The sequence below is a fragment of the Methylomonas sp. LWB genome (genome assembly GCF_001856095.1).
GTDB classification, from domain to species: Bacteria; Pseudomonadota; Gammaproteobacteria; order Methylococcales; family Methylomonadaceae; genus Methylomonas; species Methylomonas koyamae_A.
The window spans coordinates 64,837-84,202 of sequence record NZ_MKMC01000003.1; the positions used below are offsets into that span (position 1 = coordinate 64,837).

The 19,366-nt window shown below is 57.3% G+C and carries 22 protein-coding genes; 8 read left to right on the forward strand and 14 right to left on the reverse strand.

Features of this window, described 5'->3' with window-relative positions; translation table 11 throughout:
• A partial coding sequence (locus BJL95_RS01025; RefSeq protein WP_368086593.1) for a response regulator transcription factor occupies positions 1-815 on the forward strand: 815 nt, incomplete at its 5' end.
• A gap of 273 nt (positions 816-1,088) precedes the next feature.
• On the opposite strand, the gene BJL95_RS01030 is transcribed toward BJL95_RS01025, so the two are convergent.
• The 13 genes from BJL95_RS01030 to nifV form a co-directional block, all read right to left on the reverse strand.
• Complete coding sequence (locus tag BJL95_RS01030; RefSeq protein ID WP_064031286.1) at positions 1,089-1,400, reverse strand: hypothetical protein; 312 nt, start codon at positions 1,398-1,400, stop codon at positions 1,089-1,091.
• Between the two features lie 524 nt (positions 1,401-1,924).
• Positions 1,925-2,371 (reverse strand): SoxR reducing system RseC family protein, encoded by a 447-nt coding sequence (locus BJL95_RS01035; protein WP_064031287.1) that lies wholly within the window; start codon positions 2,369-2,371, stop codon positions 1,925-1,927.
• Between the two features lie 6 nt (positions 2,372-2,377).
• Entirely contained in the window at positions 2,378-2,908 is a 531-nt protein-coding gene (locus BJL95_RS01040) for a flavodoxin (protein WP_064031288.1), read from the reverse strand.
• Positions 2,909-2,932: 24 nt separating this feature from the next.
• Complete coding sequence (gene grxD / locus BJL95_RS01045; RefSeq protein ID WP_071154937.1) at positions 2,933-3,559, reverse strand: Grx4 family monothiol glutaredoxin; 627 nt, start codon at positions 3,557-3,559, stop codon at positions 2,933-2,935.
• Between the two features lie 61 nt (positions 3,560-3,620).
• A complete protein-coding gene (clpX, locus tag BJL95_RS01050) occupies positions 3,621-4,916 on the reverse strand; it encodes an ATP-dependent Clp protease ATP-binding subunit ClpX (RefSeq protein ID WP_064031290.1) in 1,296 nt (431 codons plus the stop codon).
• A gap of 1 nt (position 4,917) precedes the next feature.
• Entirely contained in the window at positions 4,918-5,778 is an 861-nt protein-coding gene (gene nifM, locus BJL95_RS01055) for a nitrogen fixation protein NifM (RefSeq protein ID WP_064031291.1), read from the reverse strand.
• A 2-nt stretch (positions 5,779-5,780) separates the two neighbouring features.
• Positions 5,781-6,260, reverse strand: coding sequence for a nitrogen fixation protein NifZ (locus tag BJL95_RS01060; protein WP_064031292.1), 480 nt, complete (start codon positions 6,258-6,260; stop codon positions 5,781-5,783).
• A complete protein-coding gene (gene nifW / locus BJL95_RS01065; RefSeq protein WP_064031293.1) occupies positions 6,257-6,571 on the reverse strand; it encodes a nitrogenase-stabilizing/protective protein NifW in 315 nt (104 codons plus the stop codon). The genes BJL95_RS01060 and nifW overlap by 4 nt, the downstream gene beginning before the upstream one ends.
• 5 nt (positions 6,572-6,576) lie before the next feature.
• On the reverse strand, positions 6,577-6,705 hold the full coding sequence (locus tag BJL95_RS25865; protein WP_269454770.1) for a hypothetical protein: 129 nt from the start codon (positions 6,703-6,705) through the stop codon (positions 6,577-6,579).
• A 73-nt stretch (positions 6,706-6,778) separates the two neighbouring features.
• Positions 6,779-7,312, reverse strand: coding sequence for a hypothetical protein (locus BJL95_RS01070; RefSeq protein ID WP_064031294.1), 534 nt, complete (start codon positions 7,310-7,312; stop codon positions 6,779-6,781).
• Positions 7,312-8,091, reverse strand: coding sequence for a serine O-acetyltransferase (cysE, locus tag BJL95_RS01075; RefSeq protein ID WP_064031295.1), 780 nt, complete (start codon positions 8,089-8,091; stop codon positions 7,312-7,314). The genes BJL95_RS01070 and cysE overlap by 1 nt, the downstream gene beginning before the upstream one ends.
• The gene (locus BJL95_RS25000) at positions 8,088-8,255 is read right to left on the reverse strand and encodes a hypothetical protein (protein WP_175463626.1); all 168 of its coding nucleotides are present in this window, start codon (positions 8,253-8,255) and stop codon (positions 8,088-8,090) included. Before BJL95_RS25000 ends, cysE begins: the two co-directional genes overlap by 4 nt.
• A 12-nt stretch (positions 8,256-8,267) precedes the next feature.
• A complete protein-coding gene (gene nifV / locus BJL95_RS01080) occupies positions 8,268-9,392 on the reverse strand; it encodes a homocitrate synthase (RefSeq protein WP_071154938.1) in 1,125 nt (374 codons plus the stop codon).
• Between the two features lie 309 nt (positions 9,393-9,701).
• Here nifV and rsmA point away from each other — a divergent pair, with 309 nt between their 5' ends.
• The 7 genes from rsmA (at position 9,702) to BJL95_RS25870 (ending at position 18,525) form a co-directional block, all read left to right on the forward strand.
• The gene (rsmA, locus tag BJL95_RS01085; protein WP_071154939.1) at positions 9,702-10,496 is read left to right on the forward strand and encodes a 16S rRNA (adenine(1518)-N(6)/adenine(1519)-N(6))-dimethyltransferase RsmA; all 795 of its coding nucleotides are present in this window, start codon (positions 9,702-9,704) and stop codon (positions 10,494-10,496) included.
• Between the two features lie 141 nt (positions 10,497-10,637).
• Positions 10,638-11,276 carry an adenylate kinase gene (gene adk / locus BJL95_RS01090; RefSeq protein WP_071154940.1) on the forward strand — a complete coding sequence of 213 codons (639 nt, stop codon included), beginning with the start codon at positions 10,638-10,640 and terminating at the stop codon, positions 11,274-11,276.
• A 72-nt stretch (positions 11,277-11,348) separates the two neighbouring features.
• Positions 11,349-12,755, forward strand: coding sequence for a 3-isopropylmalate dehydratase large subunit (gene leuC / locus BJL95_RS01095; protein ID WP_071154941.1), 1,407 nt, complete (start codon positions 11,349-11,351; stop codon positions 12,753-12,755).
• A gap of 2 nt (positions 12,756-12,757) precedes the next feature.
• Positions 12,758-13,402 (forward strand): 3-isopropylmalate dehydratase small subunit, encoded by a 645-nt coding sequence (gene leuD / locus BJL95_RS01100; protein ID WP_071154942.1) that lies wholly within the window; start codon positions 12,758-12,760, stop codon positions 13,400-13,402.
• 12 nt (positions 13,403-13,414) lie between these two features.
• Complete coding sequence (leuB, locus tag BJL95_RS01105; RefSeq protein ID WP_071154943.1) at positions 13,415-14,497, forward strand: 3-isopropylmalate dehydrogenase; 1,083 nt, start codon at positions 13,415-13,417, stop codon at positions 14,495-14,497.
• A gap of 4 nt (positions 14,498-14,501) precedes the next feature.
• On the forward strand, positions 14,502-15,524 hold the full coding sequence (locus tag BJL95_RS01110; protein ID WP_064031302.1) for an aspartate-semialdehyde dehydrogenase: 1,023 nt from the start codon (positions 14,502-14,504) through the stop codon (positions 15,522-15,524).
• Positions 15,525-15,594: 70 nt separating this feature from the next.
• Positions 15,595-18,525, forward strand: a complete 2,931-nt coding sequence (locus BJL95_RS25870; protein WP_139306075.1) for a FimV/HubP family polar landmark protein — start codon at positions 15,595-15,597, stop codon at positions 18,523-18,525.
• A 15-nt stretch (positions 18,526-18,540) separates the two neighbouring features.
• Here the strand turns inward: BJL95_RS25870 and BJL95_RS01120 are convergent, their stop codons facing one another.
• Positions 18,541-19,275, reverse strand: a complete 735-nt coding sequence (locus tag BJL95_RS01120) for a response regulator (RefSeq protein WP_071154945.1) — start codon at positions 19,273-19,275, stop codon at positions 18,541-18,543.
• Between the last annotated feature and the right edge of the window lie 91 nt (positions 19,276-19,366).

The following is a 19,366-nucleotide window of genomic DNA, read 5'->3' on the forward strand; positions in this document are numbered from 1 at the left end:
GGGCGGATCTCGGTCAGCAGTACCGAGAGCGCCGGTTCGACGTTTACGATCGCTCTTCCCTTGTCCAAGCAATCCCCAACTGGCTAGCCATGAACGAAAAAAACCAATATACCCCCTCCCCCGAAAACGGCTATATGCGAATCCTACTGGTCGAAGACGACAAGCGCATCGTCGACTTCGTGCAGCGCGGCTTGAAAGCGGAAGGCTATGCGGTGGAGCGGGCCGGCGGCGGCCAGGAAGCGATATTGCTGGCCGCCGAAGGCGGCTTTCAAGTCATTATTCTCGACCTGGGCCTACCCGACATGAACGGCCGCGAAGTTTGCGAACGGCTGCGCGAAAACGGCGTCGAAACGCCGATTTTGATGCTAACCGCCAAGGATACCGTACAGGATAAAGTCACCGGCCTGCGCGCTGGCGCCGACGATTACATGACCAAGCCCTTCGCTTTTGAAGAATTATTAGCCCGCATCGAGGCCTTGATGCGGCGACGCGGCGGCGAATTGAAAGTGGACGCCAAGGAATTGCGCATTGCAGACCTGTCGCTAAACGGCGAGACCCACGAAGTCCGCCGCGGCGATAGCCCCATCGAGCTGACGCCCAAGGAATTCGCATTGCTGGAATGCTTTATGCGCATGCCCGGCAAGGTACTAAGCCGTACCCGTATTCTCGAACAAGTGTGGGGATACAGCGCCGACCCGCTGACCAATGTCGTGGACGTCTATATCCGACAATTGCGCCGAAAAATCGACGACGACTACGAGCCCAAACTGTTGAAGACCGTGCGCGGCTTCGGTTACAAGATGGACGCATCCTAGCCACGAGACTCGCGCTAGCCGGCCCTGCGTAGTTGGATATGCGACACGGGTTGATCCATTGAAGAGTGTTTTCCGTAACTCACGGTCATGACCCCGAGCAACGACAATTCACCGAAACGATGTTAGCTCTACTAAAAACCGCTTTCCGTCATACCGTATGCTTAAAAGACCTTTAGAAAGCATTAGGTAACACCCCGGTAAAGCGAGCCATCCACACAAAAAAAGGGCCGCGCGGCAAAGCCGGCGACCCTTTTCTCCGCCTAACCGTGGCGTTTAACGGCCACCGGCCAAACGGCTTTCCAACTCCGACGCGACCAAAGCGTCATAGTGGCGTTGCAGCATCGAATCGGTTGGACGCGGAAACAGCGTCGCTTCAATTTCGGCTTGCAACTGTGCCAGAAAATGGCGTTTTAAAACCGAATCTTCCGGTACCAAAATACCGGAAAACTCCGTCACGGACTCGCTGACCTTGGCTTTCGCCGCTACCGCCGTTTTGGATTGCGCGAATATCGTGCAGCCCAGCGGCGCAAACGCGCAAACCGCCACCACCAGCATTACCAGGGATACCATCAACACTTCGATCATTTCATCACCTCTACAACTGAGCTTACACCGACGACGAACCGCGTCCCTCGTCCGCCGCAACGCTGAAAATCCGGGATTTTCAAGCCTCTGTTAAGCAATTTAGGTGCCATCAAAATCAAGACGATAAAACCCGCTTATATACAGGGTTTTAACCGATTTCGTCCAGAAATCCGGCGTCGAATTCGAGTGCGGTGTCCAACAACACAACAATTTGCCCATGGATTTGTCGCGCCCGCGACAATTTTCAACAGTCGGCACATGAACGCGAGGCGCTTGCAAAGCGCTTTTCACCGATCTTGAGCGGTACGCCTTCGCCAACTTGGCTTTGCACGATAGAACGCCTTATAAATCCGGCGACTATCGATCATTCCAACTTGAATTGATCTAAATCCAACGGGTTCAAGGAGTAGGATGACGCGCAGAATAATGTTCGAGCGCCCGGCCGTTGGCATGCCGTTTACCCGAAAAGGCAAAATGCCAAGATTTTCGGAGCGAGGATAGGAATTCGAGAGGAAAGCCAACGATCAGGCTTCGCCGGCCAATTTGCGGATAATTTGAGGTCGAAAACAGAGTTGCAGCAACAACAGATTTTGCGCGCGGTGTATCAGCCAGAAACCAAGCAAGAGCGTGGACAGGGCAATTTCCGGTAACCAAACATCGATCAGCGCGGCCGGTATTAGCCATTGCGCCAGTCCTAGCCCCCCGAACATCAGCAATAGCGGTAGCAAATACAGTAACAGCGAAGTCAACACCAAATGACTGTCATCGATCGCGACGACGACCCGATCTCCGGCTTGCAGGGCCAGTTCGGAATCGACGGCGAATTCACGCTTGGGTAATACTTTTGCCAGCGTTGCGGTCCCGCACGACTGCTTTTGCAGACAAGCGCCGCAGGCACTGGTTTGCAGGCTTTTGATCCAAGGCCGTCCGTCAAGGCCGACTCGGGTCACCACAGCCTGTTCTTCGATCATGGGCCGTTATGCCCAGGCAGAAGAAATCGAATCCAGCCAAGCGGTCAGACGACCTTCGCTCAACTCTTTTTGATTGTCTTCGTCCAGCGCCAAACCGACGAACTGGTCGCCCATCAAGGCTTTGGATTTTTTAAACTCGTAACCTTCGGTACTGGTAAAGCCTACGATGTTGGCGCCGGCGTCGGCGAACGCATCGTACAAAAAGCCCAGTGCATCGACGAAGTGGCCGGGATAGCCTTCCTGGTCGCCCAAGCCGTACAGCGCAACGGTTTTGCCGCTGAAATCCGCGCCGGTGACGGTCGGTAAAAATTCTTCCCAACTTTCGTTGTCGTGACCCGCGCTCATACCCGGCAATTCGCCTTCGCCATAGGTTGGCGAGCCCAGGATCAATACATCGTAAGCCAGCAGGTCGTCGACCGAGGCTTTGTTAATGTTGACCGGTTTGTCCGCGACATCGCCCAGCTTGCTGGAGATTTGCTTGGCAAACTTGCGGGTGTTGCCGGTATCGGTTCCAAAGAAAATGCCTACTTTTGCCATATGGTTTACTCCTTGTTGACGAAATTAGAGTTGAATTTGCAGCAAGCCCGGATTGGCGGCCGGTTGCTGCGCGGCTTGTTGTTCCGGCGTAAACGTCTTCAGCGTCACCGCGTGCAGACGGCCGGAAGCCAGCGGTTCGCTCAGGGTTTCCATGACGCCTTGGTGTTGCTTAATCATGGTCTGTCCGACAAACAGTTCGCTGACGACGACGATACCCAAGTCGCAGCCCTGGCCCTCGATTTCGATTTTGGCGCCAGGATAGGCGCTCAGAATCAGGGCTTCGACTTCGGAATGGGTAATGGTTTGGCTGGCGGCAACCGGATCGGCCGGTGACACCGCCGCTTGCAGCAACGGTAGCAAGCTGCCGTCGTTGTACATCGATTCCACGATGTCGGCCCCACCAATCAGTTCGCCGTTGATGAATAACTGCGGAAAGGTCGGCCATTTCGAGACCGAAGGCAAACGCTCGCGAATGAACGGCGCTTTCATCACGTTAACGTAGGTAAACGGCACCTTGGTTTCATTCAAGATACCGACCGCTTTCGCCGAAAAACCGCATTCGGGCGCGCTGGGCACGCCTTTCATATAAATAATCACCGGATTTTCGGCCAATTGTTGCAAGATCTTTTCTTTGGTGGTTTGAGTGCTCATAAATTAAGCCTGATTGAATTGGGAATGAGGACGCCGGCCAAGTGGTCGGCGTCCTTGGCGGTTAGCCCGCCGACGAGCGTTGCAGATCGGGTTCGTCCGGATTGTCGCGCTCGACCACCTGAATTTCCGCTTCGCCGCGGATGACTTCGGCATTGACGATACAGCGAGTCACGTTATCCTTGGATGGCAACTCGAACATGGTTTTACGCAAGACGTGTTCCATGATGCCGCGTAAACCGCGCGCCCCAGTATTGCGGGCGATGGCTTTCTCGGCGATTTCCACCAAGGCGTCCTGGGTCAGCTCCAACTCGACGTCGTCGAAGGCGAACAATTGCTGATATTGCTTGACCAGCGCGTTTTTCGGTTCGGTCAACACCTGAATCAACGCGTCGACGTCCAGCGGTTCCAGCGGCGCCAAAACCGGGAAGCGACCGATGAATTCCGGAATCAAACCGAAACGTTTCAAATCGTCCGGCTGGGTGGCGTTCAACATCGCTTCCAGGGTCGGCTTGTCGTCGGGATTGCTGACTTCGGCGTGGAAGCCGATCGCGGTTTTCGGCGGTTGCAAGCGTTTTTCGACGTGCTTTTCCAAGCCGGGAAACGCACCGCCGGCGATGAACAGAATATTGCTGGTATCGACCATCACCGAATCGCTGCCGCTGTGGTCCTTACGGCGACCCTTGGTCGGCACCTTGACTTGCGAGCCTTCCACCAAACGTAGCAGCGCTTGCTGCACGCCTTCGCCGGACACGTCTCGGGTACCGAAGGCTTGCTCGGGACTGCGCGCGATCTTGTCTACTTCGTCGATGTAGACGATACCCCATTCGGCCTTGCTGATCTGGCCGTCGGCCACGTCCAGCAAACGTACCAGGATGTTTTCGACGTCGTCGCCAACATAACCGGCCTGAGTCAGCGTCGTCGCGTCGGCCACCGCGAAAGGCACGCCGACAATTTTCGCCAAGGTACTGGCCAACAGCGTTTTACCGGTGCCTGAGGGGCCTATCATCAAGATGTTGGATTTGCCGATTTCGACTTTCGGGTCGGCATCGCCCAAACCGCCGGTTTTGCTGGTCTCGTGCTTGAGGCGCTTGTAGTGGTTGTAAACGGCGACCGACAGAATTTCCTTGGCCAAGTCTTGCCCGATCACGTATTGATCGAGCATTTTTTTCATTTCCTTGGGCTTGGGCAACGGGCCTTGCATGTCGGCCAGTTCCTTCTTCTTGCCCCAGCTGGAAACCACCTGGCTAGCCAACGTAACACAGGCTTCGCAGATGTAACCTTCGGTGCCCGCGATCATAGGCACCGAGGCTGACGCTTCTATGCCGCAAAACGAACAATGCTTGGGTTCTTTTACCATGTTAAACACTCCTCTTGATTGCGGGCAGACTGGCCAACCAAGTGCGCTGGCAGTTTCTGCGATAACGATCCTGCATGATTTGCTGAATCTTTGGGGTTGCTTTCTTCAACGACAGCGTTTCCGCCGGGATGATTTTTAGGCATTGAATCACGTGAAAGCCCATTTCGGTCTCGACAACATCGCTAAAGCCGCCTTCCTTAAGCGCGAACAAGACCGCGTCGAGTTCCGGATATAACACACCGGCCGCCACGGTACCCAGCTCTCCGCCTTGCATCGCGGTCGGACACTCCGAATGCTTCAAGGCCAGATCGGCGAATTTATGCGGCTTGCGATGCAGCGTTTCGAGTACCTCGGTCATCCGCTCCAGGGCTTTCTCCCGAGTGTTTTCCGGAAAATCCGGATTGATGCTGATCACGATATGCCGAGCCTTGCGTTGCTCGGGTTTGTGAAATTTCTCGGGATGCGAGTGGTAGAAAATGCCGATCTCGACCTCGTTAACCTTCGGCGCCCGCGCCGCGACGCGCTCAAGTACCGTATTGACCCGACATTGCCGGTGTAAGGCGCTCCGCAACGCCTGTTCGTCCAGATGATTGGCCTCCAAGGCCGCGATAAAACCGTCTTCGTCCTCGAAACGACCACGCACGTCCTGATAAGCCCTTTCCAGTTCGATGTCGGAAATCACCACCCCGGTGGCCTCGTCGGAGCTCAACACCCGGTTCTCGATTTCGAATTCGTTGCGGGCCTGTATCTCGACTTGCTTCAACTGTGGCTGCTCAAGTTCGGCCGGCGCTTTCTTGAACAGGTTCAACGCCGCTCGCAGCAAAGTATAGGGCTCTATTTTGACGTCCGCCGTCTGGTTCATCGTTACTCCTCCGGTTCTCGGAACTTGCTCGGATCGGCCGGTTCCAACACGCTCTCCGGCACTTGCAGGGTTCGGCCGGGAAAGCGCACGTGGTATTGCAAGGGTTCGGTTTCGCGCAGCACCTTCAATATCTCGCCGTCGCTACCCTTGGCGGCGATGACGTTGCCTTGCACGCCCAGGTCTATCGTGCATTTGACCTTGTCGCGAAACTCAAAGCGACTGGGCTTCCAAACCGCGTCGGCCGAGATCAACTCTTCGGCCCGACAACCGACCATGCGGCCGTGGTTCAGGAAGTGCACGGTGTAAATCACCTGGTCCTGCAAAAAAGTGCCGACTTCGATGACGTTGCCGACACTACCCCGCCGTATCAGCAAGTCGCCGATTTCCATGCCGGGATAGGTGCCATCGTTGCGCACGTTACGGGTGACCCGAACGGCTTCGCCGAATTCGAAGCGTTCTTCGTCGAAGCGTTCTTCTATCATGTTTTTATATCGCCCAGTGATACGAATACGGTTTGCGGTTCCATCATCTTGAAGACTTTGAAAACCTTCTCGGTTTGCGCGTCGGAGCCGACGAAATCGCCGTAAGCGCGTTGCAATAGTTTTTTATACACTTCCCGCATCGCGTCTTCGTCTTCCGGCATGCTGCTCTTGGCTTGGCTCAGATAATCGTGGAAACGTTGCAAAATGTGCAGCCGATTAACGTGAACCACGGTCGCGTCGTATTCCAGCCCGAAATACACCAGGAAGTCCTCGGCGGCTTCCATCTCTTCCATTTCTTCTTCAAAACTCATCAGAATTACCTCATCGATAACGGGAAATCGACACCAGGCAGCGCCGCATTGGCGCCAGTCAGGTATACGACCAATAAAATCAATAACATCGTCGAGGTCTGCGCTAAAAACGGATCGGATTTTCGTTTAATCACGGCATTCACCTTCAGGTTGAGTGAGCGAAACAATATCGCCCAGGGTTATTTACTTCCGTCGCGGGGGCTATGCTTACCCGAACACGTCCGGCAACCGAAAAATACCTTCGGCCGCTTCCTGGCGCCGCACCACCAATTCCAATAAGCCTTGCGCGCCGATCCGGTCCTTATCGTCCAAGGCCACCAGTTTTTCGAATATGGCCCGGCTCAACTCGAGATTTTCCAAACGCATGTTCAAAAATCCGATCGACTTCAACGTAAACAGGTAGAAGCGAACGCGGGTCAATAATTCCTTAGGCGCTTCGGTAACATGGCTACGTTCCAGTGCTCGCCAATCTTCCGGGAAATCGATGCCGGGCCGAATCAAGGCCAGCGCCCGCTCCGAAATGATCAAGGCTTCCGCCAAGCGGTGCTGGTAGTAGTAGAAACGATTCAACGAAACCAAAACGTTCAATGACTCGGGCGCCCTCAGGAAGGCTTGCAATAGCGGCAACTCCGCATCGCCGTTGGCATAGCGCTCGGACGCATATTTGATCAAATCCTGCACTTCCTGAGAGTCATCCTGCTCGTAATACAAATCCTGAGCGTCGAACTGTAACAAATCCATTATTTGCCACCCGCCGCGGTTCGCAGTTTGACCGGCGATTCTTCGCCGTGGCAAACCCCTTCCGCCTCGCAGCTGCCGCAGGTTTCCTCGGCCACCACGAAACGTTTCTGATTGTTTTCCAGCTCGTCCAAACGCTCAACCAGACAGTTGATGGCTTTACCGACCGGATCGGGGACCAGGTGGTGATCCAAATCGATACCGCGCGGATCTTGAATCTTCACGCCTTTTTGCTGAATGATCCGGCCGGGAATCCCAATCACGGTACAGCAGGCCGGTACGTCCTTGATGACCACCGAGTTGGCGCCCACCCGGACATTGTTACCGAGCGTGATCGCGCCGAGTATTTTGGCGCCGGCACCGATCAACACGTTGTCGCCGAGCGTCGGGTGGCGTTTTTCCTTGTTCCAAGTGGTGCCGCCCAAGGTCACGCCGTGGTACATCGTCACGTCGTTACCGATTTCGGCGGTCTCGCCAATCACGACACAAGCGCCGTGGTCGATGAAAAAGCGCTTACCTATCGTGGCGCCCGGATGGATATCGACGTTGGTCAGCCAGCGGGCGAACGCAGCCAACAATCGGGCCGTCAACTTCCAGTCGGCCAACCATAAACGGTGAGTGACCCGGTATAGCAATACCGCGTGCACGCCGGGATAGGCCAACAAGACTTCCAACCAACCGCGGGCGGCGGGATCGCGAGCGAATACGCAGGCCACGTCTTCCCGCCAATCCCGCCATAAGCCGGGTGTGGCAGCGATGCGGGAGGGCGAGAAGAACATCATTTTGCTAAGCTCCAAGTCGTTTTACCCGGCATTGGCACGCCCGGCACCCGGAAAAAGGTCCCCGGATAACGATCGTCCGGCGCTTCGTCCCGAGGCAAATTGCTAACCGGCGCTTCCACTTTACCGTTGACCGGCACGGCTGATTTTTGACGCTTGCTACTCATCGGACACCTCGCTTATAGGCTATGTAAAAACAGATTCAGATCGGCCGATTGCGGCGCGCGTTTGTTGACGCTGACGAATTGCCGGATCATCGGTAGCAGACGGCCGGCCTGCCAGCGGTTAATCTGGATACCGAGTTGCCGGTAGGCGTGGACGACGCCTTGGCTGCCGGAATGCTTGCCCAGCACCAATTGATGACTGCGGCCGACCAGCGCCGGATCGACACCTTGATAGTTCGCGGGATCTTTCAACAAACCATCGACATGGATGCCGGCTTCGTGACTGAACACGTCGCGACCGATCAGGCTTTTGCGGCTGCCTATCGTGTCGCCCGACGCGGTCGCCACTCGATGAGACAAGGCCGGAAAATTGCGTAAATCGACGCCGGACTCGATACCATACAGTTGCTTCAAGCCGACCACGACTTCCTCCAGCGCGGCATTGCCGGCGCGTTCGCCCAAACCGTTGACGGTGGTGTTTACGTGAGTCGCTCCGGCTAGCGCGGCGGCCAAGGTGTTGGCGGTCGCCAAACCCAGATCGTCGTGGGCATGCATTTCGATGTCCATGTCGGTAACGGCCCGCAGCTTGCGAATCGCATCGTGAACGCCGAACGGCTCCATCACGCCGACGGTATCGGCGAAACGGATTCGGCAAGCGCCGGCGGCTTGCGCCGTTTCGGCCATTTGCGCCAGGAAATCGCTATCGGCGCGGGAAGCATCCTCGGCACCGACGCAAACTCGCATGCCGGCATCCAGCGCCGCCTTTACGCAACGATCTATCGTTGCCAACACCCAGGCGCGGCTTTGTTTCAGTTTGTGCTGAATGTGCTGGTCCGAAGCCGAAACCGACAAATCGACGGTATCGACACCCAAGCCCAAACAGTGTTGTAAATCTTCCTGACGCATCCGCGACCACACCAGCAAATGACTGGACAAGCCCAACGCGGCAATGGCTTTGATCTCTTCCCGCTCTTGCTCGCCCATCGCCGGGATGCCGATTTCCAACTCGGGCACGCCTAGTTCGGCCAGTTGTTTGGCGATATTCAGCTTTTCGTCCAGCGAGAACACGACACCGGCCGACTGTTCGCCGTCGCGGAGCGTGGTATCGTCGATTACGATGGAACGAGCGGGAAATGTCATGCTGGAACCTCGATACAAATCAGCAACAATTCGGTGATTTGGGCTTAACCTCACCCTTGCTAGGCTTAAAGCAAAACACTTGCCAAGTGCGTAAATCCAGGGATTTTGCGGACTTCCCCGGCCGCTTGGCGCAACACCGACATGACAAGCCGGCCGGCGGCGAGAAATTTGTCGCAAACCTTACAAATGCCCCGCGACGGCCTTCCGCCCACTCTCTACATTGCCCGCGGACCAAGCAAATGCCCTACAATCTCCGGCTTTGCGGCCGCGAGGCCGACACACTCCGCCACCCTCGACTCCGCATCGCCCATGACTCACCAGCCCCGTAAACGCTTCGGCCAAAACTTCTTGCACGATTCCGCGATCATCAACAATATCTTGGCGCACGCCCACCCGGCAGCCGGCGAGCACTGGGTCGAGATCGGTCCCGGCTTGGGCGCGCTGACCAAACCCTTGCTGGACAGCGGCATCCGGCTCGACGTCGTCGAACTGGACCGCGATCTGGTCGCCCGCCTGCAAAAACAATACGCCGGCCGCGCCGAACTGACGATACACAGCGCCGACGCCCTGAGTTTCGACTTCGCCGCGCTCGCCCAACCCGGCGAGAAGTTGCGCGTCATCGGCAATCTGCCCTACAACATCTCGACGCCGCTGATGTTCCATTTAGTGGAAAACACCCGTTGTATCGAAGACATGCATTTCATGCTGCAGAAGGAAGTCGTCGAGCGGATCTGCGCCGAGCCGGGCGGAAAACAATACGGCCGCCTCAGCGTGATGATGCAGTATTTCTGCGAAACCGAAGCGTTATTCGACGTCACGCCGGAAAGTTTCGATCCGGCACCCAAAGTGATGTCGGCCATCGTCCGACTGGCGCCGCACGCACAAGCTCCGGTCGACGTCGCGAACTTCCGCAATTTCTCGCAACTGGTCGGCCAGGCCTTTACCCAACGTCGCAAAACCATTCGCAACTCGTTGAAGGGCTTAGTCGGCCCCGAACTGTTCGAGCGACTGGGCATCGACGCCAATTTACGCGCCGAGTCGATCTCGCTGGCCGAGTTCGCGCGACTGGCCAACCATGCCGATTTCCAAGCAGAAAATCCTTGACAAGTTTTTAACGGCAAGCTCAGTCAATTGCGATAAAATGCCGGGTTTTTTAACGGCGGACTCGCGCCACGCCGAAACCGTCAATCCTTTCCATCTTTTCCCAGGCAAGACCCGCCTGATTCATGCTCCGGAGTCATAGCTATGCGTATCATCCTGTTAGGTAGTCCAGGTTCAGGTAAAGGCACCCAGGCCCAGTTCATCACCGAGAAATATGCGATTCCGCAAATCTCGACCGGTGACATGTTGCGCGCCGCGGTCCGCGAAGGTACGCCGCTAGGCCTGGAAGCCAAGAAAGTGATGGACGCCGGCGGCCTGGTCTCCGACGACATCATTTTGGGACTAATCAAGGAGCGCATCGCCCAAGCTGACTGCGCCAACGGCTTTCTGCTGGACGGCTTCCCACGCACTATCGCTCAAGCCGAAGGGCTGGCGAACATGGGTGTTGAGCTGGATTACGTGGTCGAAATCGCCGTCGACGACGAGGAAATCATCAAACGCATGAGCGGCCGCCGGGTGCATCCGGCCTCGGGCCGCAGTTACCACGTCGTGTTCAATCCGCCGAAAGCCGAAGGCATCGACGACGTCACCGGCGAAGCGCTGATACAACGCGACGACGACCGGGAAGACACGGTGCGCAAGCGCCTAAGCGTCTACCACGAACAAACCAAGCCGCTGGTCGGCTTTTATTCTGCGCCGGGACAATCCGCCAAATTCGCGTCGATTGCCGGCGTCGGTTCGGTGCAAGACATCACCGACAAATTGTTCGCTGCATTGGCGTAGGGTACGCACCGCGTACCTTCCAGCTTGAATTCGGTACGCATTGCGTACCCTACAGATAAAAGAGAACCCGCGATGGCAGGTAAAACCTTATACGACAAACTCTGGGACGATCACGTCGTTCACACCGAAGACGATGGCTCGTGCCTGATTTATATAGACCGGCAATTGCTGCACGAAGTGACTTCGCCGCAAGCCTTCGACGGTTTGCGCCTGTCCGGCCGCAAGCCTTGGCGCATTGCCCGCAACCTGGCGGTCGCCGACCATAACGTGCCGACCAGCGACCGCCACCAAGGCATCGCCGATCCGGTATCGCGCTTGCAAGTCGAAACCCTGGACCGAAACTGCGCCGAATTCGGCATCACTGAATTCGACATGAACGACTTGCGTCAAGGCATCGTCCATGTCATCGGCCCCGAGCAAGGCGCGACCCTTCCCGGCATGACCGTGGTTTGCGGCGACTCGCACACCTCGACCCACGGCGCCTCGGCGGCGCTGGCTTTCGGCATCGGCACATCCGAGGTCGAACACGCGCTGGCGACCCAATGCCTGGTGCAAAAGAAAGCCAAGAACATGCTGATTAAAGTGGACGGCCAAGCCGGTCAGGGCGTCACCGCCAAGGACATCGTGCTGGCCATTATCGGTCGGATCGGCACCGCCGGCGGCACCGGTTACACGATAGAATTCGGCGGCGATGCGATCCGCGCGCTGAGCATGGAAGGCCGCATGACGGTCTGCAACATGGCGATCGAGGCCGGCGCCCGCGCCGGACTGGTGGCGGTCGACGATGTGACTATCGACTATTACCACGGTCGCCCTTACTCGCCCCAAGGCGATGACTGGCACATGGCGGTGCGCTACTGGCAAAACCTGCATTCCGACGCCGACGCCAAATTCGACAAAATCGTCGAATTGAACGCCGCCGACATCAAACCCCAAGTCACCTGGGGCACCTCGCCGGAAATGGTGGTGGCGGTCGATGCCGCCGTACCCGACCCAGCCGCCGAGAGCGATCCGGTCAAACGCGAAGGCATGTTGCGCGCCTTGCAATACATGGGCTTGCGGGCCAATCAAAAAATTACCGACATCCCGGTCGATCGGGTCTTCATCGGTTCCTGCACCAACTCGCGCATCGAAGACCTGCGCGCCGCCGCCGCGGTCATTAACGGCCGCCGCAAGGCCGATTCGGTCAAGCAAGTACTGATCGTGCCCGGCTCCGGCCTGGTCAAACAGCAAGCCGAAGCCGAAGGCTTGGACAAGCTCTTTACCGCCGCCGGCTTCGAATGGCGAGAGCCCGGCTGCTCGATGTGTCTGGCGATGAACGCCGACCGCCTGGAAGCCGGCGAACATTGCGCCTCGACTTCGAACCGCAACTTCGAAGGCCGCCAAGGCTACGGCGGCCGCACCCACTTGGTCAGCCCGGCGATGGCTGCCGCTGCCGCGATCGCCGGCCATTTCGTCAATATCGCGGAGGAACGCTAATCATGCAGGCCTTTACCACCTTAACAGCATTGGTCGCGCCGCTGGACAGGGCCAACGTCGATACCGACGCAATCATTCCCAAGCAATTTTTGAAATCGATCCGCCGCGCCGGCTTCGGCCCCTACTTGTTCGACGAATGGCGCTATCTGGATCGCGGCGAACCGGAGATGGATTGCAGCCAGCGGCCGCTGAATCCGGATTTCGTACTGAACCAGCCGCAATATCAAGGCGCGCAAATCCTGCTGACCCGCGAGAACTTCGGCTGCGGCTCATCGCGCGAACACGCGCCATGGGCCTTGGAAGATTACGGTTTCCGGGCCATCATCGCACCCAGCTTTGCCGATATTTTCTTCAATAATTGCTTCAAGAACGGCGTCCTGCCCATCGTATTGCCGGCGGAAACGGTTGACCGTTTGTTCAAGGAAGTCGCGGACGGCTACCGATTGACCATCGATTTGCACGAGCAAACCATCACCACACCCGGCGGCGCGACGGTCGCGTTCAGCGTGGATGAAAACCGCCGTTTCCGCTTGTTGAACGGCTTGGACGATATTGGTTTGACCTTGCAGCATGCCGACAAAATCAAAGCCTACGAGGTCGAACGCGCCAAACGCGCTCCGTGGCTGTTTCAGAACGCTTCAGTTTAGATAGGTAGATAGATGACTAAAAAAATCGCAGTATTGCCCGGCGACGGCATAGGCCCGGAAATTGTTGCCGAAGCGGTGAAAGTGCTGAGCTTTCTGAACGCCGACATGGGTTTGGGCTTGAGTTTTGAAAATGCGCTAGTCGGTGGCGCCGCCTACGACGCCTTCGGCACGCCGCTGCCCCAGCAAACCCTGAACCTGTGCAAAAATGCCGATGCGGTGCTGCTCGGCGCGGTCGGCGGCCCGAAATGGGAGCCGTTGGCTCACGCGGTGCGCCCGGAGCGCGGCCTGCTCGGCATTCGTTCGGAACTGAATCTGTTCTCGAATTTGCGGCCGGCGATTCTCTATCCGCAACTGGTCGATGCCTCGACGCTGAAGCCGGAAGTGGTGTCCGGCCTGGACATCATGATCGTCCGCGAATTGACCGGCGGCATCTATTTCGGCCAGCCGCGCGGGGTGCATGTCGCCGAAAACGGCGAGAAAGTCGGCATCAATACCAAAATCTACAGCGAATCGGAAATCCGCCGTATTGCCCATTCGGCCTTCAAGATCGCCCAAAAACGTAACAAGAAGTTGTGTTCGGTGGATAAGGCCAACGTGTTGGAAGTCACCGAACTGTGGCGCGGCGTGATGACGGAAGTCGGTAAGGACTATCCGGACGTGGCGCTGAGCCACATGTACGTCGATAACGCGGCCATGCAATTGGTGCGCGCGCCCAAGCAGTTCGACGTGTTGGTCACCACCAATATGTTCGGCGACATTCTGTCCGATATCGCCGCGATGCTGACCGGCTCGATCGGCATGCTGCCGTCGGCCTCGTTGGACGCCAATGCCAAGGGCATGTACGAACCGATCCATGGCTCGGCGCCCGACATCGCGGGCCAGGGCATCGCCAATCCGCTGGCGACGATATTGTCGGTGGCGATGATGCTGCGCTACACCTTCAATCGCAACGATGCCGCGGAGCGCATCGAGCAAGCGGTCAATAGTGCGTTGGACAGCGGCGTCCGCACCGCCGACATCTACTCGGAAGGCATGACCAAGGTCAGTACCTCCGGCATGGGCGACGCCGTCCTCGGCGCGTTGAAAGGAGCTTAAGACCATGGCAAAAACCTATGATGTTGCCGTCGTCGGCGCCACCGGCGCGGTCGGCGAGACGATGATAGAAATCCTGGAACAGCGCAATTTTCCGGTCGGAAAAGTCTATGCGCTGGCCAGCGAACGCTCCGCCGGCAAGCGCATTCCGTTCAAGGGCGGCTCGCTAGTCGTCGAAGATCTGGCGACTTTCGATTTTTCCAAAGTCCAAATCGGCCTGTTCTCGCCGGGTGCCTCGGTGTCCGCCGAGTACGCGCCGAAGGCGGCCGCCGCGGGCTGCGTGGTCATCGACAACACTTCGCAATTTCGCTACGACGACGATATTCCGTTGGTCGTGCCCGAGGTCAATCCGGAGAAAGTCGCCGATTACAAAAATCGCGGCATCATTGCCAATCCGAACTGTTCGACGATACAAATGCTGGTGGCCTTGAAACCAATCCACGACGCGGTCGGCATCAGCCGCATCAACGTAGCTACCTACCAGGCCGTGTCCGGTACCGGCAAGGAAGCGATCGAGGAGCTGGCAACTCAAACCGCTAACCTGCTCAACGCCAAGCCGATCGAACCCAAGGTTTACCCCAAGCAAATTGCCTTCAACGTGTTGCCGCAAATCGACGTGTTCATGGACAACGGCTACACCAAGGAAGAAATGAAAATGGTCTGGGAAACCCGCAAAATCATGGGGGACGACAGTATTCTGGTCAACCCGACGGCGGTTCGGGTACCGGTGTTCTTCGGCCATTCCGAAGCCGTGCACATCGAGACCAAGCAAAAGATCAGCGCCGAGCAAGTACGCGAACTGCTGAGCAAGGCTCCTGGCGTGACCCTGTTGGACGAACGGGCGAACGGCGGCTACCCGACCGCGGTGACCGAGTCGGCCGGCAACGACGATGTGTTCGTCGGGCGCATCCGCGAGGACATTTCCCACCCGACGGGAATCGACCTGTGGGTGGTCGGCGACAATGTCCGGAAAGGTGCCGCGCTTAACAGTGTGCAGATCGCCGAGGTTCTGGTAAAAAGTTACATCTAGGCTAACCTTAGCCCATGTCCAACCTGCGATTCCGCCAGTACCGAGGTATATACCAGTGAAGGAAAGCAATGTGCGCCATTTTACTAAGACTTTAGCGGTTGTTTCCCTGCTGGCCCCCGTCAGCGGTCAATCGCTGGGCATTGGCGACATACAATTGCACTCTTCGCTGAACCAAAACCTGAATGCGCAAATCCGCCTAAGCGTCGCCGACGGCGAGAACCCTAGCGACGTCTCGGTCAGATTGGCGCCGCCGGAAAAGTTCGATCAGGCCGGCGTACCTTGGAATTACTTCCTGTCCAAGCTTCGTTTAGAACCGGTGGTACAGGCCGACGGCGGCATCCTGGTCAAAGTCACAACCCGAGAAGTCGTCACCGAACCTTTTCTGGATTTCCTGCTTGAAGTCACTTGGCCGCAAGGCAGTATGACGCGAGAGTTCACACTGCTGATCGATCCGCCCACCAGCTATAATCAAGCGGTCCTTCCGGCAGTCGATGCGACGCCCTTCAGCGCCGAACCGCTGGAACCCGTGCAACGACCAATACGTAGCGCGCCGCGAAAGGCGATCCGCAATGCCGCCCCCCCCGAACCTACTCAACCCATCTCGACCGACGGCGAGTTCGGCCCGGTGCAACGTTCCGACACCTTGTGGAGCATCGCGACGCAACTCAGTGAAGAACGCGGCGTATCGGCGCAACAGATGCTCAATGCTTTGTACAAAGCGAACCCCGGCGCTTTCAACGGCAATATCAATTCGCTGAAGGAAGGCGCGGTTCTGAAAATTCCGGCGGCCGACGGCATGGCGCAAGCCCAAGCGAAACCGCCGCGCGCCGAAACCGCGAAATCCAGCGCCCGCAAACCGGCCGAAGCCTCGATTGCCAAACCGCTGGAACTGGTGGCACCTGCCGAATCGAAAATTCCGGAACACGCGGTAGTCGCCAGCCAAGCCAAGACCGCTGAAAAAACCGCGCAAGCCGGTATTGGCGGCGCTTCTGATCAAACCGGCGACGGCAAGGCGCTGGAACTGCAGGCCCGAATCGAAAAGCTGGAACAACAACTGGGCATGATGCAACAGTTGTTGGCATTAAAGGACCAACAACTCGCCACCTTGCAAAACAACAAACCGGCCCAGACGCCAGCGGATTCCGTCGCGCCACCGCCCCAACCGCAACCCGCGCCTAGCCAACAAGCGTCCGCGAATCCGACTCAGCCGCCGGTCGCCGCTCCCGAGCCTCCTCCCGCGCCCGCCGTGACCACGCCGGCGCCGGTAGCCGAGGTCGCACAACCGGCGCCGGCCCAAGCAGAGCCCGCCAAACCGCGAAAACGACCGCCACCGCCCGTTGTGGTACCGCCGCCTGTCGAGGAGCCGAGTTTCTTCGATTCCGATTTATATTACTGGGGCGTCGGCGGCCTGGGCACCGGCATGCTGGGTCTGCTCGGCTGGCTGCTATGGCGTAAGCGGAAAATCGACGAACGTACCAACACCGAAAGCATGTTCGCGTCGGCCAGCCAAATCCGGATGCCGGACACCGAAAGCAGCCTGTCGGTGCCGGTCATGGACATCAGCAGCACCGACGATTACGACGTCGGTACCGTTGGCGAAAGCTCGTTTATCAGCGACTTCACGCCTAGCGATTTCGACGCATTCGATACCGATCAAAACGAAATCGACCCGATTTCGGAAGCCGATGTCTATCTCGCTTACGGCCGCTACCAACAAGCCGAAGAATTGATGCGCACCGCGATCAGCGAACAACCGCACCGCGATGAATGTAAACTGAAGCTGCTGGAAATTTTTTACGCCAGCGAGAACAGAAGCGGATTCGTGCAATTTGTCGAAGAGCTCGCCGCGGCCGGCAAAACCGCCGACAAGACCTTTTGGAACAAGGTCAGCGACATGGCGATGGAAATCGCTCCCGATCTGCCGCTATTCGGTGGAAGCGGCGTCGCGGCGCCCGCTCCGGTCGAAACCGTCAAACCGGCACCGGTCGCCGCGCAAAGCGCCGAGACCGAGTTTTCGCTGGACGACGACTTCGCCGAATTGGATTTGGATCTCAACGCCAGTTTAAGCGACGGCCTGGATTTCGACTTAAACGATCTGACCTCCGCATCATCCTCGACTAACGATGACCTGGAAAGTCTGGATTTCGAAATCGGCACGGTCCAATCGGCAACCCGCAAGTCCGACGCCATCGTTTCGACGCCCGATTCTTTAGACTTCGATCTGGCCGCCTTTGCCGCGGACAGCAAAGCCGTTACCGAAGCGGTCACGCCGACAACGGCTCGCGCGGAACCTGAAATCGAGAGCTTTGAGTTCTCTTTGACCGCTCCGGAAACGCCGACCGAGCTACCCCAGGACGAACCGGCTAGCGCTAAGCAGCTCGCGACCGATACCGACGAGTTGGAAAGTTTCGACTTCAACTTCGATGTCGAGCAAGCGCCCCTCCCTAAACAGTCCCACAGAACACCGGAACCCACGCCGGCCGGCACGGAGCTGGAACTAGAGTCGTTCGACCTTTCGGGCCTGGAAATTCCCGCGGACAAAGCCGCCGATCCGAAACAGACGGCAAGTTCCACGGTGCCGGACAGCTTCGATTTCGACTTCGAACTGGATTTTTCCGAACCCGCCAAACCGAAACCCAAGGACACGTCGCCAACCATTGAAACCCTAGAACTGGATAGTTTCGATTTTTCCGGTTTTGAGGATAACTCTAAATCTGCCAGCACCAGCGAATCGCCCGGTTTGACGACCAGCGACGACGAGTTCGATTTCAATTTCGACTTCGACGCGCCGATCGTACCGACCAGCGCGGACGGCACGCCCGACTTAGGCGTTGCCGACCTGACCGATATGGACGAATTCGAGACCAAAATCGATCTGGCCAAAGCCTACATCGACATGGGCGATACCGAAACCGCGAAATCCATCGCCAACGATGTCCTCGAAAAGGGCTCCAAACAACAGCAAGCCGCCGCTCAAGCCCTGCTGGACGAGCTGAAATAAGGGTCTTGTCTTGGTTTAGTCGGCAATCAAGCCTTGCATAACGGCAGCTTTGTTCGCCGTTAGCCATGTCATTCTGACTTGAAATGCTCGAAAACTCGCCGGAACCAACCGTGAATCATGTTTGATAGCCGTTTCCAACGCCGCCACTAGCGCCCGGCAATCGGCGAACTCGAAAAAGCAAAACGTGCCGTGCAAATTATGCACGATCTTCCAGGCCTCTTCGTCGCGCCCCTGCTGCAGCGCGTCATCTATGTCGGCAACTTGGCCGGGCAATTCCGCGAAAAACTGTTCCAACAAATTAAACGTTAGGCGGCGGTTGTCGCCGGTTTTACGCAACAGACAAGCACCGTATTCACCGGGCCTCTCGGGCTCCAACCATCGGTCCAGGACTTGCCGCAAGTGCTCCAGCCGGATAGGTTTTACCAAATAATCGTCAAATCCGGCCGCCATCGCGGCCTGACGTTGGTCCTCGCCGGCATGAGCGGTCACCGCTACGGCCGGAACACCGCTCCAGCTCACTTCGCTAGTACGCAATTTGTCGATCAACGCCAGACCGTCGAGTCCCGGCATATTCACATCCAGGAATACGATGCGGAATTCGGTCTGTCGCAACGTGTGCCAAGCTTGCAAACCGTCGCTGGCTTCGTGGATATTGCCCGTCCAATTTTCCAGTTGTTCGCGCAACAACCAGCGATTGAGGTCGTTGTCGTCGGCAATCAACACCGAGAAGTTTTGCACCACCACTGCCACCTTTTTTCTTCGCGCCGATCTTTCCGCCGGCAATAAAAAACCCCGGCTTCCTGCGAAGACCGGGGTTGATTTAGCGTGAGCTAAACGGCAC

Coding starts and splice junctions, on each gene's coding strand:
- BJL95_RS01030 (WP_064031286.1), bottom strand. CDS start 1,400: ATGATCGAAGTGTTGATGGTATCCCTGGTAATGCTGGTGGTGGCGGTT.
- BJL95_RS01035 (WP_064031287.1), bottom strand. CDS start 2,371: ATGATCGAAGAACAGGCTGTGGTGACCCGAGTCGGCCTTGACGGACGG.
- BJL95_RS01040 (WP_064031288.1), bottom strand. CDS start 2,908: ATGGCAAAAGTAGGCATTTTCTTTGGAACCGATACCGGCAACACCCGC.
- grxD (WP_071154937.1), bottom strand. CDS start 3,559: ATGAGCACTCAAACCACCAAAGAAAAGATCTTGCAACAATTGGCCGAA.
- clpX (WP_064031290.1), bottom strand. CDS start 4,916: ATGGTAAAAGAACCCAAGCATTGTTCGTTTTGCGGCATAGAAGCGTCA.
- nifM (WP_064031291.1), bottom strand. CDS start 5,778: ATGAACCAGACGGCGGACGTCAAAATAGAGCCCTATACTTTGCTGCGA.
- BJL95_RS01060 (WP_064031292.1), bottom strand. CDS start 6,260: ATGATAGAAGAACGCTTCGACGAAGAACGCTTCGAATTCGGCGAAGCC.
- nifW (WP_064031293.1), bottom strand. CDS start 6,571: ATGAGTTTTGAAGAAGAAATGGAAGAGATGGAAGCCGCCGAGGACTTC.
- BJL95_RS01070 (WP_064031294.1), bottom strand. CDS start 7,312: ATGGATTTGTTACAGTTCGACGCTCAGGATTTGTATTACGAGCAGGAT.
- cysE (WP_064031295.1), bottom strand. CDS start 8,091: ATGATGTTCTTCTCGCCCTCCCGCATCGCTGCCACACCCGGCTTATGG.
- BJL95_RS25000 (WP_175463626.1), bottom strand. CDS start 8,255: ATGAGTAGCAAGCGTCAAAAATCAGCCGTGCCGGTCAACGGTAAAGTG.
- nifV (WP_071154938.1), bottom strand. CDS start 9,392: ATGACATTTCCCGCTCGTTCCATCGTAATCGACGATACCACGCTCCGC.
- rsmA (WP_071154939.1), top strand. CDS start 9,702: ATGACTCACCAGCCCCGTAAACGCTTCGGCCAAAACTTCTTGCACGAT.
- adk (WP_071154940.1), top strand. CDS start 10,638: ATGCGTATCATCCTGTTAGGTAGTCCAGGTTCAGGTAAAGGCACCCAG.
- leuC (WP_071154941.1), top strand. CDS start 11,349: ATGGCAGGTAAAACCTTATACGACAAACTCTGGGACGATCACGTCGTT.
- leuD (WP_071154942.1), top strand. CDS start 12,758: ATGCAGGCCTTTACCACCTTAACAGCATTGGTCGCGCCGCTGGACAGG.
- leuB (WP_071154943.1), top strand. CDS start 13,415: ATGACTAAAAAAATCGCAGTATTGCCCGGCGACGGCATAGGCCCGGAA.
- BJL95_RS01110 (WP_064031302.1), top strand. CDS start 14,502: ATGGCAAAAACCTATGATGTTGCCGTCGTCGGCGCCACCGGCGCGGTC.